This is a genomic window from Erythrobacter donghaensis (genome assembly GCF_002155425.1).
Lineage (GTDB): Bacteria > Pseudomonadota > Alphaproteobacteria > Sphingomonadales > Sphingomonadaceae > Erythrobacter > Erythrobacter donghaensis.
The window spans coordinates 896,581-911,943 of the sequence record NZ_MUYG01000011.1; the positions used below are offsets into that span (position 1 = coordinate 896,581).

A 15,363-nucleotide genomic window follows, 5' to 3' on the forward strand; every position below is an offset into this window, starting at 1 on the left:
AGTGATGCTCAGCGGTGCGCTATCATAGCTGTTCCGGATGGAAGATGAATGGATTTCAGCGACCTAACCAACCACGGTCACAAAGCTGTCGAGCACCCGCTTCTCGCCTGCGTCCTCGAACATGATGGTGAGCTTGTTGCCCTCCTGATCGATAACGCAGCCCGTGCCGAATTTGGCGTGGGTGACCATTGCGCCGATCGCGATGTCGGAGCGCGCGGGCGCAGCGAAGCTTGCGGCGGAGCGCGTGTTTTCGCGCACGCGGGCGGGCGTGGTGTCGTAGCCGGACGCCAGCGCGCGCTGCCAGCCCGGGCCGCGCGCCTGAGCGCGGTCGGGACGGGCTTGCGCGACATGGGCGAAGGGGTCTTCCTGCTCGCTCCAGTTCGCCCGCCACAGCGAGGCGCCGCCGGTCAGCGTGGTTTCCTGCTCGATATGCTCCTCGGGCAGATCCTCGATGAAGCGTGAGGGGATGCTGCTGACCCACTGGCCATAGATGCGCCGGTTGGCGGCGTGGAGGATGGTGCAGTGCCGCCGCGCGCGGGTGATCGCGACATAGGCGAGGCGGCGTTCTTCCTCGAGGCTGGCGAGCCCGCCCTCGTCGATCGCGCGTTGTGAGGGGAAGACGCCTTCCTCCCAGCCGACGCAGAAGACATTGTCGAATTCCAACCCCTTGGCGGCGTGGATCGTCATGATCGTGACCGTCTCCTCGCTGTCGGACCGGTCGTTGTCCATCACGAGGCTGACGTGTTCGAGGAAATCGCCGAGCGTGGTGTATTCCTCCATCGCGCGGGCGAGTTCGGAGAGGTTCTCCGCGCGGCCTGCGCTTTCGGGCGAGCGGTCGGCAGCGAGCATCGCGTTGTAGCCGCTCTCCTCAAGCACCAGCCGCAGCAGGTCGGAGGGGGTGAGCGTTTCGCTCTGTTCGCGCCAGTGGAGGAACTGTCGCAGCAATCCGCCGATGGTGGTCGCCGCGCGCTTGGGCAATTCGTCGCTGTCGGCAAGCTGCAGCGCGGCCGCCGCCAGCGGCAGGCCGGTACGGCGCGCATGGGAGTGCATCGCCTCCAGCGCCTTGGCACCGAGCCCGCGCTTGGGCTGGTTATGGATGCGCTCGAAGGCGAGATCATCCTGCGGCTGCGCGATCAGGCGCAGATAGGCGAGCGCATCGCGGATCTCCGCACGCTCGTAGAAGCGGAAGCCGCCGATGATGCGGTAATTGATGCCGATCTGGATGAAGCGGTCTTCGAACTCGCGGGTCTGATACTGCGCGCGCACCAGAATCGCGACCTGGCCGAGCGAAGCGCCCTCGCGCTCCAGCCGCTCGATCGCCTCGCCCACGCGGCGCGCTTCCTCCGGCGCGTCCCACACGCCGATCACCTTGACCTTGTCGCCGCCGTTCACCTCGGTCCACAAGGTCTTGTCGTGGCGCTGCGAATTGGCGCGGATCAGGCCCGATGCTGCGCCAAGGATGTGCGGAGTGGAGCGGTAGTTCTGCTCCAGCCGGATCACCTCGGTGCCCGGAAAATCCTTCTCGAACCGCAGGATGTTGGCGACCTCGGCCCCGCGCCAGGAATAAATCGACTGGTCGTCGTCCCCCACCACGCAGATGTTCTTGTGCCCCTGCGCCAGCAGTCGCAGCCACAGGTACTGCACCGCGTTGGTGTCCTGATATTCGTCCACCATGATGTAGCGGAAGCGGCGCTGGTAATCGGCGAGGATATCGGGATGGCCGCGCAGGATGTTCAGCATGTGCAGCATCAGGTCGCCGAAATCGCAGGCGTTCAACTGCTTTAGCCGCTCCTGATAGCGGGCATAGAGCGCGGTGCCCTTGCCGTTGGCATAGGCCTCGTTCTCGGTCGCATCGAGATCGGCGGGGTTGAGGCCGCGGTTCTTCCAGCGGTCGATCAGGCCCGCCAGCTGGCGCGCGGGCCAGCGTTTCTCGTCGAGCTCGGCCTCGGCGATCAGCGCCTTGAGGACACGCAGCTGATCGTCGGTGTCGATGATCGTGAAATTGTGCTGCAGCCCGACCAGCTCGGCATGGCGGCGCAGCATCTTGGCGCAGATCGAGTGGAAGGTGCCGAGCCACGGCAGCCCCTCCGCAGCGGGGCCGAGGTGATGGCCGACCCGCTCGCGCATCTCGCGCGCGGCCTTATTGGTGAAGGTGACGCACAGGATCTGGGAGGGATAGGCGCGGCCGGTGGCGACGAGGTGCGCAAGGCGCGAGGTCAGCGCGGCGGTCTTGCCCGTGCCCGCGCCCGCGAGCATCAGCACCGGGCCTTCCGTGGCCAACACGGCAGCGCGCTGCGGCGGGTTGAGCCGCGCGGCATAGGCGGGAATCGCCGGCGGTGCGGCGGGGGAGGGCAAGTTCTGGCTCATGATCTCATGCGAACAGGTAGGGAACAATGGGCCGCAGGGCAAGCCGTGCGGCGGGCTTGGGCGGGGACGGCAACACTTCGCGCCATCGGTCTGCCGTCTTTCCGCCACATTTGCCGCCCGGTGGAGCCGGTGGCGGGATGTCCGGTCGGGCGCAGGCTTGCCGACGCCGGGCGGCGGGCCATAGTGGGGGCATCCGGTCAGCAGGGGATTGCGCGGCCGGACACTGCGTTGGCGTTCGTCGTGTCTGGTATAGTCACTAACGGAGATACCCATGCACAAGTCCCTGAATACTTTCGCTCTCGCTGGCAGCGCCTTGGCCCTGGCGCTGTCCCCTGCGATGGCCGTTGCGCAAGAGGAGACCGAATCCATGCCCCCGGTCGAGGCCCCCGCGACCGAAATGCCGGCTGACGCTCAGCCCACCGAAACGGCGGATCAGGACCCGCGGCTTGCCAGCCTGCCGGCGGAAAAGCAGGAAGCGGTGAAGGCCTGGCCGCCTGCCACGCAGGACTATTTCTGGTCGCTTTCGGACGAGCGCAAGGAGCTGTTCTGGAGGCTGTCCGATCCGGACAAGGTGCGCCTTAGCGAACTTCCCGAAGAGCAGCAGGCCTCGGCCTGGGCGCAGATCGAATCGATGAAGGCGCCCTCGCAGGTCTAGGCCGCGCTGGTCTCCGGCGCCGGGTCGGCATCGGGCAGCGCCAGCCGCAACAGGCTGAGCTTGCCCTTGCCGACCCGGCGTGTCGCATCGAGCATCAGGCCTTTCACCGCGACATCTTCCCTGAAGCCCGTCTCGAGCGCGATCCAGGTCTCCGGCCCGATCCAGCCGAGCCGCAGCAGCCGGTCGAGCGCCACATCGCCCGCACCCGACTGATAGGGCGGATCGGCAAGGATCAGGTCGAGCGGCTTGGTCGCTGCGCGCAATTGCATCACCGATCCGGCCTCGACCCGAGTGCAGGCCTGCGCGCCGAGCGTGGCGATATTGGCGCGGATCACGTCCACCGCCGCGCGGTCCTGCTCGACGAACAAGCACTGCGCTGCCCCGCGTGACAGTGCCTCGAGCCCGAGCGCGCCCGAGCCCGCAAACAGGTCGGCGACCTGCAATCCCTCGAAATCGCCGAGCCTGCTTGTAAGCATCGCAAACAGCGTCTCGCGCGCACGGTCGGCGGTGGGGCGGGTGCCTTCGCCCTTGGGTGCGGCCAGCTTGCGCCCGCGCCATTCCCCCGCAATGATTCTCACTTTCGCGGCCCGCGCGGCGGCGTGTTGCCGCGGGTGGGTGCCGGTCGCTTGCGTGCACCAGCGCCTGATCGCGGCGCGCCGGGAGCGGCCGGGCCTCGGCGCGGTGCGTTGGTCAGGGTCTCGGCGCCTTTGCGCGGAGCAGACGTAGCGGGCTTGCCCTTGCCGCGAGCACCTCTCGCGCCATCGTCATCCTTGCGCGCGAAGGGGGCGGTGCCTGCGGTCTTGCGCGGGGCCGCACGCGCCGGGGCGTCCTTGCGTTCGGGGTGACGGGCAGGGGGCGGCGTTTTGACCGAGGCGGCAATCGCGATCCTGTCCGCTTTCTTCACACCGCCGCGCGGGATCGGCTGACCCGTCATCTCCGACAGGAAATGCGCGACCGGCTTGCCCGTCAGTTCGACCGCCTGCCCGCGCGGCAGATCGCCGATGTGGAACGGGCCGTAGCCAACCCGGATCAGCCGGTTCACCTGCAATCCCAGATGTTCGAGGACATTGCGCACTTCGCGATTCTTGCCTTCGGTGATGGTCATCTCGATCCACAGGTTGCGGCCCGAGGAGCGTTCGAGGTTTGCGTCGATCGGCCCGTAGCGTATCCCGTCGATCTCGACGCCTTCGATCAGCGCCTCGAGCTGTTCCTGGCTGACCGCGCCGAACGCTCGCGCGCGGTAAGTGCGGGGGATGTTGGTCGCGGGCAGTTCCAGCGTGCGCTTCAACCCGCCATCATTGGTGAGCAGCAGCAGGCCCTCGGTGTTGAGATCGAGCCGCCCGACCGGCATCACCCGGCCCGCATCCTTGGGCAGGGCGTTGCGCAGGGCGGTGTAGATCGTCGGCCGTCCCGCCGGATCCCGCTCGGCGGTGATGAGGCCGCTGGGCTTGTGAAAGGCGAAGAGCCGCGTGGCCTCCGCCGCGCCGACCGGCTTGCCGTCGACCGTCACGCCCTTGAGGCTGGTGAGGATCGTGGCCGGGGTATCGAGCACCTTGCCATCGAGCGCCACGCGCCCTTCGGCGATCATGCGCTCGATCTCGCGGCGGCTGGCGATCCCGGCACGGGCGAGCAATTTGGCGATGCGGTCGCCTTCGGGGCGGTTTTCGGAACGGGGGGGCTGGGTGGGCATGGGCGCGCGCCTAATGCATTTCGCGACCGAATGCGACCTTCAGTTCGCCGCTCGTAATGCGTCGCTCACGATCTGGTCGAAGCGCGCGATCCCGCCTTCAAGCGTGCCGAGCGTGATGTGCTCCACCGCGCCGCTCGAAAGCCCCTGCTGTCCCAGCTCCGCCGCGCGGAAATCCTCGCTGGCGAAGACCCCGCCATCGAGCAGGTTCCAGCTCTTCTCCCAATGCGCCAGCGCCTTTTCGCTAGCCGGCGCCTCGGGAATGAGCATGAAGTCCTCGACCAGCGTCAGGTCGTGGGCCTGCGGCATCAGCACCATCACGTTCACGTAATCGGGGCTGGGGACGATGATCGTTGCGGGGAGCAGCTGGTAGGCGAAGGTCACCACGCGGCGCAGCGCCGCCATGTCGGTGAGGTCGACCCCCTCCATCTCCTCCAGCCGCCCGACGGCGCTGCGCTGGTGCGGGCCGATCGTGTCGCCCGCCGTGATCCCGTCCTTGAAGAACGGGCCAATCGTGGAAGCGTGCAGCCGGGTGACATGGTAGCTTTCGAGGAAGGCATCCATGATCAGCTTCCAGTTGCCCTTCACCGTGTGAAGCCTGCGCCGGAACAGGTGCGCCCCGGCAAGCGCGAAGGCATCGAGATCGCTGCCCAATTTTTCGGCATCGTCGAAATCGGCGCCGTCCTTCGGCGCGAACCAGATCAAACCGCCTGCCTCAAAAGTGGGCAGTTCCACAAGGCCGTAATCCGCCTTGTCGAGGCCGGGGAAGGTCTCGGGCCGGGGCAGGGCGAGCAGGTCTCCGTCCAGCCGGTAGGTCCATGCATGATAGGGGCACACCAGCCGCTTGGCGCATTGCACTTCGCTGCCCTCGACCAGCCGCGTGCCCCGGTGGCGGCAGACGTTGAGGAAGACGTGGGCGCGCCCCTCGTTGTCGCGGGTGATCAGCAACGGCCGGCCGGTGGCATCGTGCGGCACCGCCATGCCGGGATCGGGCACCAGCGCCGAGGGGGAGATGACCTGCGGCAGCCGGTCGAACAGCGCCGCCTTCTCGCGCGCGAAGTGATCAGGGCAAGTGTAGTTGTTGGCCGGCACCGTCTGAATTCCGCCCGCAACCTTGGCGCGGCCCTCGCGGATCGCCTCGGCCAGCGCCAATTGTCCGGGGGTCGGAGACAAACGGGGCATATCTGTTGTGGCAGCGTTCATCGCTCTTTTCTCATCCTCTCCGGGGCGGCTAGTGTCGCACGAAATCGGCGCGGTGCAAACGCCCTCGCGCCTAGCAGGAATGTGGGAGCATCCATGGCCGAAGCGTCTCTCGAACATCGCACGCGCCTGTCGCGCTGGCTGAGCCTGCTGGCGGCTCTGCGGCACCCCAAGACGGGATACGTCCTGCTGTTCGGTTTCGCGAGCGGCCTGCCCTATGCGCTTCTGCTGGGGACCCTCTACGCCTGGCTGACCGATGCCGAGGTCGATGTGGAGACGATGGGCGTCTTTTCGCTGATCGGGCTGGCCTATGCCTTCAAGTTCTTGTGGTCGCCAGCGCTCGACCGGGTCGATCTGCCGGGGCTACGGCGGCTGGGCAAGCGCAAGCAATGGATCGTCACGGCGCAGTTGCTGCTGGGCACCATCTTAGTGACGCTTTCGCTACTCGACCCCCTGTCATCACTCGGAATTTTCTCGCTCCTCGCGGGGATCGGCGCTTTTGCCAGCGCGACGCAGGACGTGGTGATCGACGCCTGGCGCGTCGACGTTGCCGATGAAGTGGCGACGATCGACATCCTCTCGACCGTGTTCCAGATGGGCTACCGCGTAGCCGCGCTGGTCGGCGGTGCGCTGGCACTGTTCATGGCCGAACGGCTCGGCTGGCCGACCGTTTTCGCCAGCATGGGTGGCATTCTGCTGTTCGTCGGCTTCCTCGGGTTGTTCGCGCCCGATGCGGAGCGCAGCACTGCCGCACTCGAGGCCGAGCGCGCCAATCTCGGCACCTTGCGGCAGGCCGGGCAGATCGTGCCGCGGGTGCGTGCCTATGCCTTGGGCGCGGTTGCGTTGCTGTGGGGCTGGGCGCTGTTCATCGTGCTCGATTTCATGATCGCCTCGCTCACCGCCACGCTCGAAACACGCCCCGATTCGACCGAGTTCGTCAGCACGATGGGGCCGCTGATCGTGATCGCGACCGTGGTGATCCCCGGCGCAATCGCGGGGTGGCTGGAAGCGATGCGGAAAAGCGGGCGTCATGTGCTCGCTGCCGATGCGCCTGCGCGCGGCAGTTTCGACACCGCGATCGACCACGGCTACCGCGCCCTGATTCTGCCGCTGGCCGAGATTATCGGGCGCTTGAAATGGGCCGCGGTGCTGGTGATCGCGCTGGTGCTCTCCTACCGCATCACCGACGCGATCTGGGGTAGTTTTGCCTATCCCTTCTATCTGGGCGAGCTGCAATACACCAAGGACGAGGTGGCGATTGCCTCGAAGTTCTTCGGTGTGGGCGCACTGATCCTCGGCCTCGCGCTCGGCGGCACGCTGCTGACCGTGATCGGCCGGATGACCACCCTTACATTGGGCGCGGTGATCGCGGCGCTAACCAATCTGCTCTACGCCGACCTCGCCGTAGGTGGGGCAAGGATGCAGATGGCGAGCGATCTTGTCGGCTTTACCTGGCTCGCAGGGCAGTTTGGCGCGGATGACCGGATGTCGCGGCTGATGCTCACCATCGGCATGGAGAACATCGCGGTCGGCATCGCCGGGGCGGCCTTCGTCGCCTATCTCTCGAGCGTGGTCGCCAAGGGTTATAGCGCGGTGCAATATGCGCTGCTGTCGTCGCTGACGATGCTGGTCGGAACTTTGGGCCGGCCGGCCTTGGGCCAGATGATCGAGGAGCGCGGCTATTACGATGTGTTCCTGCTCACGACGGCCATCGGCGGTTTTGCCGTGCTGCTGTGCGTGATCGAATGGGTGCGACAAGCAAGGTCGGGTCGGGCAGAGAACGCACCGCCTCCCGAGCCCGAGATCTAGTCCGGCAGTTCGTCGTTCAGCCGCAGCGCCTCGCCCGCGAGGTAGAGCGAGCCGGCGATGAGAATGGGGTAGTCGTCGGAGGGGATACCAGGCAGTGCGTCCTCGACATTGGCGGCGGCCCGCGCGTCGGGGCCGAAGGCTTCGACCGGGTGGTGATCGTGCCCCGGCACCGGCACTACGGTCAGCGTGCGGATGCGGTCGCCCAGCGGATCGATGATCGCGCGCGGGTCCTTTCCCTCGATCATGCCGATGACGACGTGCAGCGGACCCACGAAATGCGCTGCGATGGCCGCCCCCGCGCTGGGATTGTGGCCGCCATCGAGCCAGATGGGTTGGTCGACCAGTGCCGTGAGCGGTCCCGCGCCGAGCCGCTGCATCCGGGCAGGCCAGCGCGCAGAACGCAGCCCCTCCTTTATGTTCTGAGTGCTGATCGCGAGACGCGATTGAACCGTCGACATGGTGATGGCCAGAGCAGCATTGGCATATTGATGCTCGCCGCCAAGACCGGGGGAAGGGTAGCGCCGATCCTTCCAGTAAAGGTCGCGGTAGTAAATGTGGCCATGCCCGGCGTAGAATTCGTCAGCGGTGCATTCGGCCATCAGATCAAATTGGACAGCACCCACTCTGGCGGTCACCTCGGCAATCGCCGCCTGAGCCTCGGGTGGATAAAGACCGCCCATCGTCACCAGCGGCACGCCCCGCTTCGCGATCCCCGCCTTTTCGAAGGCGATTCGCGCCATTGGCTCCTTGGGCACGCCCTCCTCGGGCGCGAGCAGGAAGCGTTCGTGATCGAGGCCCAGCGCGGCAATCCCGCAGGCCGCCAGCACCTCTGGCTCCAGCACGTTGGTCGCATCGAAGCGCCCGCCCATGCCGACTTCGACCACGCAGGCATCGGCGGGCGTGCGGGCAAAGGCGAGGAAGGCGGCGGCGATGGTAACTTCGAAAAAGCTGGGGCCGAGGTCTGCGCCTGCATCCAGCACCTCTTTCAGGGTCGCGGCCAACTCGGCATCGGAGATCAGCTCTCCCGCCAGCCGGATCCGCTCGTTGTAGCGCACCAGATGGGGGCTGGTGGTGACGTGAACCCTGTAACCCTCGGCCTCCAGCATCGCGCGCAGGAAGGCGCAGGTCGATCCCTTGCCGTTGGTGCCCGCGACGTGGAACACCGGTGGCAGCTTGCGATGCGGGTTGCCGAGTCGAATCAGCAAGGCGCGGATCGTGTCGAGGCCCAGTCGCCCCTGCGGCACGCTCAGCGTACTCAACCGGTCAAGCTGTGCCTGAACGCGCGGGTCATCCGACCTGCCGAAATCGAGCGGCTTCACGGCAAGGGACGGGTCTTACGCGGCTTTCACCGGTGCGAGGTAATCGAGCACTTGTCCCAGCGTCGCTTTCAGTTCGTGACGCGAAACGACCATGTCGACCATGCCGTGCTTGTGCAGGTATTCGGCGCGCTGGAAGCCCTCCGGCAGCTGCTCGCGGATCGTGTCCTGGATCACGCGCTGGCCCGCAAAGCCGATCAGCGCGCCGGGCTCGGCGATATGGATGTCGCCGAGCATGGCGTAGCTCGCCGTCACCCCGCCAGTGGTAGGGTCGGAGAGCACCACGATATAGGGCAGCCCGGCCTGCTTCAGCCGCCGCGTCATCACGGTCGCGCGGGGCATCTGCATGAGGCTGAGTATCCCCTCCTGCATCCGCGCGCCGCCCGCAGCCGTCACGACGACATAGGCGCAGCCGCGATCCAGCGCTTTCTGCGCGCCCTCGCAGAAGGCCTGCCCCACGGCCATGCCCATCGAGCCGCCCATGAAGCTGAAGTCCTGCACGCCGACCACGGCAGGCCGCGTCTCGATGAAGCCCGAGCCGACCACGAAGGCATCGTCATGCGGGTTCGCGGCGCGCGCGGCCTTGAGGCGGTCGGTGTATTTCTTGGTGTCCTTGAAGCCCAGCGGGTCTTCGGTGACCTTGGGCAGCGGTAGCACCTCGAAGCCCGGATCGAGCAGCAGCGCGAGCCGCGCATCCGCGCCGATGCGGCCATGATGCTCGCATTTCGGGCAGACCGAGAGGTTCGCCTCGTAATCCGCCACGAACAGCATTTCCTGGCAGGACGGGCACTTGATCCACAGATCCTTCTCGGTCGTGGTCTTCTTGTCGGCCGAGAAGCCGAGCGAATTGCGGACGCGGTTGAACCAGTTCATGCGATGTGTTCCTGTCGGGCGGTGTGGACCGCCTCAGCGAGAGCAGACGTCAACTCCCTTAGCTTGGCCGGAGCCTCGGCGCCATACTCGCCGCAGATCTCGACCAGCGCCGAGCCGACCACGACGCCATCTGCCACCTTGGCGATTGCCGAGGCCTGCTCAGGCGTGCGCACGCCGAAGCCGACCGCGACGGGGAGGTCGCTGGACTGCTTGATGCGGGCGACATTGGCCTCGATGCTCTCGATTTGCGCCTGCTGCTTGCCGGTAATCCCTGCGACCGAGACGTAGTAGAGGAAGCCCTCCGATCCTTCGAGCACCTGCGGCAGGCGCGCGGCGTCGGTCGTCGGCGTGGCGAGGCGGATCGGGGCGATGCCCTTGGCACGCAGCGCCGGGCCGAGCGCGTCGTCTTCCTCGGGCGGAATGTCGACGCAGATCACGCCGTCAACGCCCGCAGCGGCGGCAGCCTCGGCGAACCATTCCGGCCCGCGCCGCACCATCGGGTTGGCATAGCCCATCAGCACCAGCGGCACATCGGGGTGCCGGGCGCGGAAATCGGTGGCGTAGCGCAGCACATCGGCGGTGGTCGTGCCCGCGCCGAGCGAGCGCAGATTGGCACTCTGGATCGCGGGGCCATCGGCCATCGGATCGGTGAAGGGCATGCCGAGCTCGATCACATCCGCACCGGCTTCCACCAGCGCATCGAGATTGGCCGCCGTGTCGCCATCGCCTGCGGTGATGAAGCAGACGAGCGCAGGGCGGGGGGCGGCGAAGGTGGTGGTGAGGCGGGTCATTTTCGAAGTGGCCTAAACCAGATGAACAGGAGGATTCCAATTGTCGTGAGGAGAAGTCCCACACCCAGAATTGGGATAGTATCAGGATCTGCGTGGTCGCAGGGTGGGCCGTCTACATATCCTTCGAATGGCTTCTCGTGGCAGATATTCTCGGTCTGATAGCCATACCTTTCATGCAAGGGAAAGGCGCTTCTGAGGTGATCATGCTCAAGGTCGATCCTGATTGCCTCGAAAAAGCAGAACTGGCTCAGCAGTAAAATAAGAGCTGCGATGAGTGCGCGCCAATCGCGCCTCAAAGCTCGACCCCCAGACGCTCCGCCACGGTAAAGATGTCCTTGTCCCCGCGCCCGCACAGGTTGGCGAGGATGATCGCGTCCTTTGGCATCGTCGGCGCGACCTTCTTCACGGCCGCGATGGCGTGCGAGGGCTCCAAGGCCGGAATGATCCCCTCGGTCGCGCAGAGCAGCTGGAAGGCGTCCAGCGCCTCCTCGTCGGTGACGGCGGTGTAATCGACGCGGCCGCTTTCCTTCAGCCACGCGTGCTCCGGCCCGATACCGGGATAGTCGAGCCCCGCGCTGATTGAGTGGCCCTCGGTGATCTGGCCGTCTTCGTCCTGCAACAGATAGGTGCGGTTGCCGTGGAGCACGCCGGGGGTGCCGCCGAGCAGGCTCGCGGCGTGTTCGTCACCGTCGAGACCATGGCCTGCAGCTTCCACGCCGAGCATCTTCACCGAAGGATCATCAAGGAAGGGATGGAACAGCCCCAGCGCGTTCGATCCGCCGCCGATCGCCGCGACCAGCAGGTCGGGCAGGCGGCCCACGCGGCTCAGCATCTGGGCGCGGGCTTCCTTGCCGATCACGCTCTGGAAGTTGCGCACCATCTCGGGATAGGGGTGCGGGCCTGCAGCGGTGCCGATGATGTAGAAGGTGTCGTGGACATTCGCGACCCAGTCGCGCAGACCCTCGTTCATCGCGTCCTTCAAGGTCGCGCCGCCGCTGGTGACGGGGATGACCTCCGCGCCGAGCAGCTTCATCCGGAACACGTTGGGCGATTGGCGCTTCACGTCTTCGGCGCCCATGTAGATCACGCAAGGCAGGCCGAAGCGCGCGCAGACCGTCGCGGTCGCCACGCCATGCTGGCCCGCGCCGGTCTCGGCGATGATGCGGGTCTTGCCCATGCGGATCGCGAGCAGGATCTGGCCGATGCAGTTGTTGATCTTGTGCGCGCCGGTGTGATTGAGCTCATCGCGCTTGAACCACACCTGCGCGCCGCCCAGCTCTTCCGTCAGGCGCGGCGCGAAATAGAGCGGCGAGGGGCGGCCGACGTAGTGCTCGAGCAGATCGTCGAACTCGGCCTGGAACGCCGGGTCCGCCTGCGCCTTGCGGTATTCGCGCTCGAGATCGAGCACCAGCGGCATCAGCGTCTCGGCGACATAGCGCCCGCCGAACTGGCCGAAATGGCCGCGCTCGTCCGGCAGGTTGCGGAAGGAGTTGAGAGGAGTGTTCATAGGGCTGTTCATATCCGGGCCGCTTTGCAGAAGGCCGCGATCTTGTCCACGTCCTTGATACCGGGAGAACGCTCGACCCCCGAAGATGTATCCACCAGCGGTGCGCCGGTCAGGCGGATCGCCTCGGCGACATTGGCCGGGGTGAGGCCGCCGGCCAAGCCCCACGCGAGCGGCGCGTCCCACCCGGCGAGCAGGCTCCAGTCGAAGCGGGTGCCATTGCCGCCGGGGAGCGTCGAGGCGGGCGCATCCAGCAAAACGCGATCGGCCGCGCCCCGGAACGCGGCGACACCGGCAAGGCTTTCGGCATCCTTGACCGCCATGGCGCGCCAAGCCTCGATTCCCGTGTCGGCGCGGAAGCGGGCGAGGGTGTCAGGCGTTTCCTGCCCGTGGAACTGCACGACATCGGGGGCGATGGTGCGGATGGCCTCGGCGAGGCTGTCGGGCGCGGGATTCACCAGCAGCAGCACGGACTTCACATGACCGGGCACCTGCCGCCGCAGTGTCGCCGCATCGGCCAGCGCGAGATGCCGCGGGCTCTTGGCGAAGTGGACGAAGCCGACATGGCTCGCCCCTGCCTGCACCGCCGCAGCGAGCGTCTCGGGAGTCGAAATCCCGCAAATCTTGATCAGCGTTCCGGCCATGCGCTGCGCTCTACCCCTGCCGATGGCTGGCGCAAAGCCGGAAAAGCTTGATCGGCCTTGCGCGCTGCGCAAATGTGCGGGGCGTTTCAAAGGAGTGGTCGCGCATGATTTTCCGCATAGTTCTTGCCCTTGCCGGCGCGCTGGCGCTCGCCGCCTGCAACCCCGCTGCACAGCTTGGGGACGCGCAGGGACGGATCAAGGACTTCCAGAACGATTACAATCGCGGCGACCGGGATGCGATTTTCGCCAATGTCGGCGAGACCTGGCGCAAGGTCTCCCCGCGCGCGCAAATGGATGCGCAGGTCGCGATGATCGAGGCCCGTCTCGGCAAGATCAAGTCGAGTGAGCAGAGCGGGTTCAACACCGGCTTCAACAACGGGGTGACCGCCACGCAGGTGGTGATGCAGACGGTGTTCGAGAAGGGCGAGGCGAACGAGGTGTTCCTGTTCCACGGTTCGGGCGAGGAGATGGAACTGGTCGGCTGGCAGGTGGATTCGCCGCTGCTGGCGCTCAGCCCCGAGGATGTGGCGAAGCTGACCGAAGGCACGGGCGATGCACCGCCCGCGCAGGCGGCACCGGTGCGCTAGAGCGGCTTTTCCAGCACCGCAAAGGTGATCGGCGGATCGCGCAGGACGGGGAAGGGGCGCGTCTCGCCCGTGCGGCGGTAACCCCGCCGTTCGTACCACGCGATGAGGCTTTCGCGGCTGTCGATGACGGTCATCTCCATCGCCGCGATGCCCTGTTCCCGCGCGCAATGTTCCGCCGCATCCAGCAGCAGCCGCCCGAGCCCGCCCGATTGCAGATCGGGGGAAACGCAGAGCATCCCGAGATAGGCCAGCGTGTCGTCCTTGCAGGTGACGGCGACGCAACCGATCAGGCGCTCGCCATCCCGCGCCGTCAGGATCGTGACGGCAGGGTCGGCGAGTAGCGCGTCCAGTTCCTCGCGGCTGGTGCGCTCGTCGTCGAGAATGTCCGCTTCGTGGTTCGATTGTGTTGAAAAACCCGGCGCTGAGATCGGCGCTGGCGCGAGCCTGAGCGGCGCTCTGAGGCTTCGCCCCCGCTTATGCGGGGGCTGTGGTGGCTGGCATGGGGATCAGCTTGGCCATTTTCCGGAGGTTTTGGGCGGTGGCTGCGAGGAGGAACTCGTCTCTTGCGCCGTTTGGACCTCGCAGGCGCAGGCGATCCATCCTGAGGATGCGCTTGAGGTGCGCGAACAGCATCTCGACCTTCTTGCGCTGGCGGCGCGAGACCAGATAGGCGTCGGTCGTGGCGATATCGCGGGCCAGATCACGGGCGCCCTCGTGGACTGAACGCAGGATCTTGCGCGCTGGTTGGGTCGGGCAACAGCGCGGCTTGAGAGCGCAGGCACTGCAGTCGAGCTTGCTGGCGCGGTAACGCAACATGCCGTTCTCATCGACGAACGGACGTTCCTCGCGATAGACCTTCTGCCTCTGGCGCAGCCGCTTGCCAGCAGGGCAGATATAGCTGTCATCCTCATGGTCGAAGGTGAAGGCCGAACGCTCGAAGGTATCATCGCGGCGGGCAGACTTGTCGAACACAGGGATGTGCGGCTCGATGCCGCGCTCCTCGACCAGCCAGGACAGGTTCCTTGCATCGCCATATCCGGTGTCGCCCACGAGCCGCTCGGGCCAGAGGCCGAAGCGCTCCTGCGTCCGGTCGATCATGCGGCGCTGGGCGGTCACCTCGGCCTGACGGATGGCGGTGGTCGCCTCGACATCGACGATCACTGCGTTCTGGAGATCAATGAGGTAGTTGGTGGCATAGGCGAAGAAGGCACGCTCGCGGCTTGCCGCTGTCCAGCGTGCGGCCGGATCGGCCACCGCCAACTGCTTGGGCGGCACCGGGGTTGCGCCCCCGAAGGCCGCATCGTCGAGCACAGCCAGATACTCGCGAACGGCATGGCTGGTGGCCGGGTCCGGCAAGCCATCGGCCTGATCGACGGCATGCTGGCGGTTCACATCGGCGCGCACGAGGCTGCCATCGACCGCGAACCCTTCACCGCCGACCAGTCCTTCGGCGATGCAGCGCGCCACGGTCGTCTCGAACAGCTGGCGCAGCAGATCACTGTCGCGGAAGCGACCGTGACGGTTCTTCGAGAAGGTCGAGTGGTCGGGCACATCGCCTTCCAGCCCCAGGCGGCAGAACCAGCGATAGGCGAGGTTGACATGCACCTCCTCGCACAGCCGCCGCTCGGACCGGATGCCCATGCAGTAGCCGATGATCAGCATCCGGATCATCAACTCGGGATCAACTGACGGTCGTCCGGTCGAGCTGTAGAAGGGACGCAGATGTTCGCGAATGCCCGACAGGTCGACGAACCGATCGATCGAGCGCAGCAAATGATCCTGCGGAACATGCCGCTCCAGGTTGAAGCTGTAGAACAGGGCCTCCTGCGCCACCGTCCGCTCACCCATCATCCGACCGTCTCCGCTTGTCTGCCAAGACATAGAATCAATACTTTAGCCCGATTGCAAGGAGGAGTTTTTCAACACAATC

At 66.3% G+C, this 15,363-nt stretch carries 14 protein-coding genes; 3 read left to right on the plus strand and 11 right to left on the minus strand.

Annotated elements, in window-relative coordinates; all coding sequences use genetic code 11:
- Nucleotides 1-63 precede the first annotated feature (63 nt).
- Entirely contained in the window at nt 64-2,367 is a 2,304-nt protein-coding gene (locus BZF59_RS15845; RefSeq protein ID WP_086609169.1) for an ATP-dependent helicase, read from the minus strand.
- 337 nt (nt 2,368-2,704) lie between these two features.
- Here BZF59_RS15845 and BZF59_RS15850 point away from each other — a divergent pair, with 337 nt between their 5' ends.
- On the plus strand, nt 2,705-3,022 hold the full coding sequence (locus tag BZF59_RS15850; RefSeq protein ID WP_143738200.1) for a hypothetical protein: 318 nt from the start codon (nt 2,705-2,707) through the stop codon (nt 3,020-3,022).
- Here the strand turns inward: BZF59_RS15850 and rsmD are convergent.
- From rsmD to BZF59_RS15865, 3 genes are read right to left on the minus strand one after another with little or no spacing between them, the layout of a single operon-like run.
- The gene (rsmD, locus tag BZF59_RS15855; RefSeq protein ID WP_086609171.1) at nt 3,019-3,600 is read right to left on the minus strand and encodes a 16S rRNA (guanine(966)-N(2))-methyltransferase RsmD; all 582 of its coding nucleotides are present in this window, start codon (nt 3,598-3,600) and stop codon (nt 3,019-3,021) included. The two genes, BZF59_RS15850 and rsmD, sit on opposite strands and share 4 nt — an antisense overlap.
- On the minus strand, nt 3,597-4,712 hold the full coding sequence (locus tag BZF59_RS15860) for a pseudouridine synthase (protein ID WP_245806183.1): 1,116 nt from the start codon (nt 4,710-4,712) through the stop codon (nt 3,597-3,599). Before BZF59_RS15860 ends, rsmD begins: the two co-directional genes overlap by 4 nt.
- A gap of 39 nt (nt 4,713-4,751) precedes the next feature.
- Complete coding sequence (locus BZF59_RS15865; RefSeq protein ID WP_245806184.1) at nt 4,752-5,891, minus strand: aromatic ring-hydroxylating oxygenase subunit alpha; 1,140 nt, start codon at nt 5,889-5,891, stop codon at nt 4,752-4,754.
- Between the two features lie 114 nt (nt 5,892-6,005).
- On the opposite strand from BZF59_RS15865, the gene BZF59_RS15870 reads away from it, so the two are divergent.
- Nucleotides 6,006-7,718 carry an AmpG family muropeptide MFS transporter gene (locus tag BZF59_RS15870; RefSeq protein WP_086609173.1) on the plus strand — a complete coding sequence of 571 codons (1,713 nt, stop codon included), beginning with the start codon at nt 6,006-6,008 and terminating at the stop codon, nt 7,716-7,718.
- Here the strand turns inward: BZF59_RS15870 and BZF59_RS15875 are convergent.
- The 5 genes from BZF59_RS15875 to BZF59_RS15895 form a co-directional block, all read right to left on the minus strand.
- Nucleotides 7,715-9,037, minus strand: a complete 1,323-nt coding sequence (locus tag BZF59_RS15875; RefSeq protein WP_086609174.1) for a bifunctional folylpolyglutamate synthase/dihydrofolate synthase — start codon at nt 9,035-9,037, stop codon at nt 7,715-7,717. The two genes, BZF59_RS15870 and BZF59_RS15875, sit on opposite strands and share 4 nt — an antisense overlap.
- 15 nt (nt 9,038-9,052) lie before the next feature.
- The gene (accD, locus tag BZF59_RS15880; protein WP_086609175.1) at nt 9,053-9,907 is read right to left on the minus strand and encodes an acetyl-CoA carboxylase, carboxyltransferase subunit beta; all 855 of its coding nucleotides are present in this window, start codon (nt 9,905-9,907) and stop codon (nt 9,053-9,055) included.
- Nucleotides 9,904-10,698, minus strand: a complete 795-nt coding sequence (trpA, locus tag BZF59_RS15885) for a tryptophan synthase subunit alpha (RefSeq protein ID WP_086609176.1) — start codon at nt 10,696-10,698, stop codon at nt 9,904-9,906. The genes accD and trpA overlap by 4 nt, the downstream gene beginning before the upstream one ends.
- 292 nt (nt 10,699-10,990) lie before the next feature.
- Entirely contained in the window at nt 10,991-12,205 is a 1,215-nt protein-coding gene (gene trpB / locus BZF59_RS15890; protein WP_086609177.1) for a tryptophan synthase subunit beta, read from the minus strand.
- A gap of 8 nt (nt 12,206-12,213) precedes the next feature.
- Complete coding sequence (locus BZF59_RS15895) at nt 12,214-12,846, minus strand: phosphoribosylanthranilate isomerase (protein ID WP_086609178.1); 633 nt, start codon at nt 12,844-12,846, stop codon at nt 12,214-12,216.
- A gap of 104 nt (nt 12,847-12,950) precedes the next feature.
- On the opposite strand from BZF59_RS15895, the gene BZF59_RS15900 reads away from it, so the two are divergent.
- Complete coding sequence (locus tag BZF59_RS15900) at nt 12,951-13,433, plus strand: hypothetical protein (RefSeq protein WP_086609179.1); 483 nt, start codon at nt 12,951-12,953, stop codon at nt 13,431-13,433.
- On the opposite strand, the gene BZF59_RS15905 is transcribed toward BZF59_RS15900, so the two are convergent.
- Both BZF59_RS15905 and BZF59_RS15910 read right to left on the minus strand, forming a co-directional pair.
- A complete protein-coding gene (locus tag BZF59_RS15905; protein ID WP_086609180.1) occupies nt 13,430-13,861 on the minus strand; it encodes a GNAT family N-acetyltransferase in 432 nt (143 codons plus the stop codon). The genes BZF59_RS15900 and BZF59_RS15905 overlap by 4 nt on opposite strands.
- A 46-nt stretch (nt 13,862-13,907) precedes the next feature.
- Entirely contained in the window at nt 13,908-15,284 is a 1,377-nt protein-coding gene (locus BZF59_RS15910; RefSeq protein ID WP_086606213.1) for an IS1182 family transposase, read from the minus strand.
- Between the last annotated feature and the right edge of the window lie 79 nt (nt 15,285-15,363).

What these genes read in the sequence shown, in the direction of transcription:
- BZF59_RS15845 (WP_086609169.1), bottom strand. Translation starts at nt 2,367, where the DNA reads ATGAGCCAGAACTTGCCCTCCCCCGCCGCACCGCCGGCGATTCCCGCC.
- BZF59_RS15850 (WP_143738200.1), top strand. Translation starts at nt 2,705, where the DNA reads ATGGCCGTTGCGCAAGAGGAGACCGAATCCATGCCCCCGGTCGAGGCC.
- BZF59_RS15860 (WP_245806183.1), bottom strand. Translation starts at nt 4,712, where the DNA reads ATGCCCACCCAGCCCCCCCGTTCCGAAAACCGCCCCGAAGGCGACCGC.
- BZF59_RS15865 (WP_245806184.1), bottom strand. Translation starts at nt 5,891, where the DNA reads ATGCCCCGTTTGTCTCCGACCCCCGGACAATTGGCGCTGGCCGAGGCG.
- BZF59_RS15870 (WP_086609173.1), top strand. Translation starts at nt 6,006, where the DNA reads ATGGCCGAAGCGTCTCTCGAACATCGCACGCGCCTGTCGCGCTGGCTG.
- accD (WP_086609175.1), bottom strand. Translation starts at nt 9,907, where the DNA reads ATGAACTGGTTCAACCGCGTCCGCAATTCGCTCGGCTTCTCGGCCGAC.
- trpA (WP_086609176.1), bottom strand. Translation starts at nt 10,698, where the DNA reads ATGACCCGCCTCACCACCACCTTCGCCGCCCCCCGCCCTGCGCTCGTC.
- trpB (WP_086609177.1), bottom strand. Translation starts at nt 12,205, where the DNA reads ATGAACACTCCTCTCAACTCCTTCCGCAACCTGCCGGACGAGCGCGGC.
- BZF59_RS15895 (WP_086609178.1), bottom strand. Translation starts at nt 12,846, where the DNA reads ATGGCCGGAACGCTGATCAAGATTTGCGGGATTTCGACTCCCGAGACG.
- BZF59_RS15900 (WP_086609179.1), top strand. Translation starts at nt 12,951, where the DNA reads ATGATTTTCCGCATAGTTCTTGCCCTTGCCGGCGCGCTGGCGCTCGCC.
- BZF59_RS15910 (WP_086606213.1), bottom strand. Translation starts at nt 15,284, where the DNA reads ATGATGGGTGAGCGGACGGTGGCGCAGGAGGCCCTGTTCTACAGCTTC.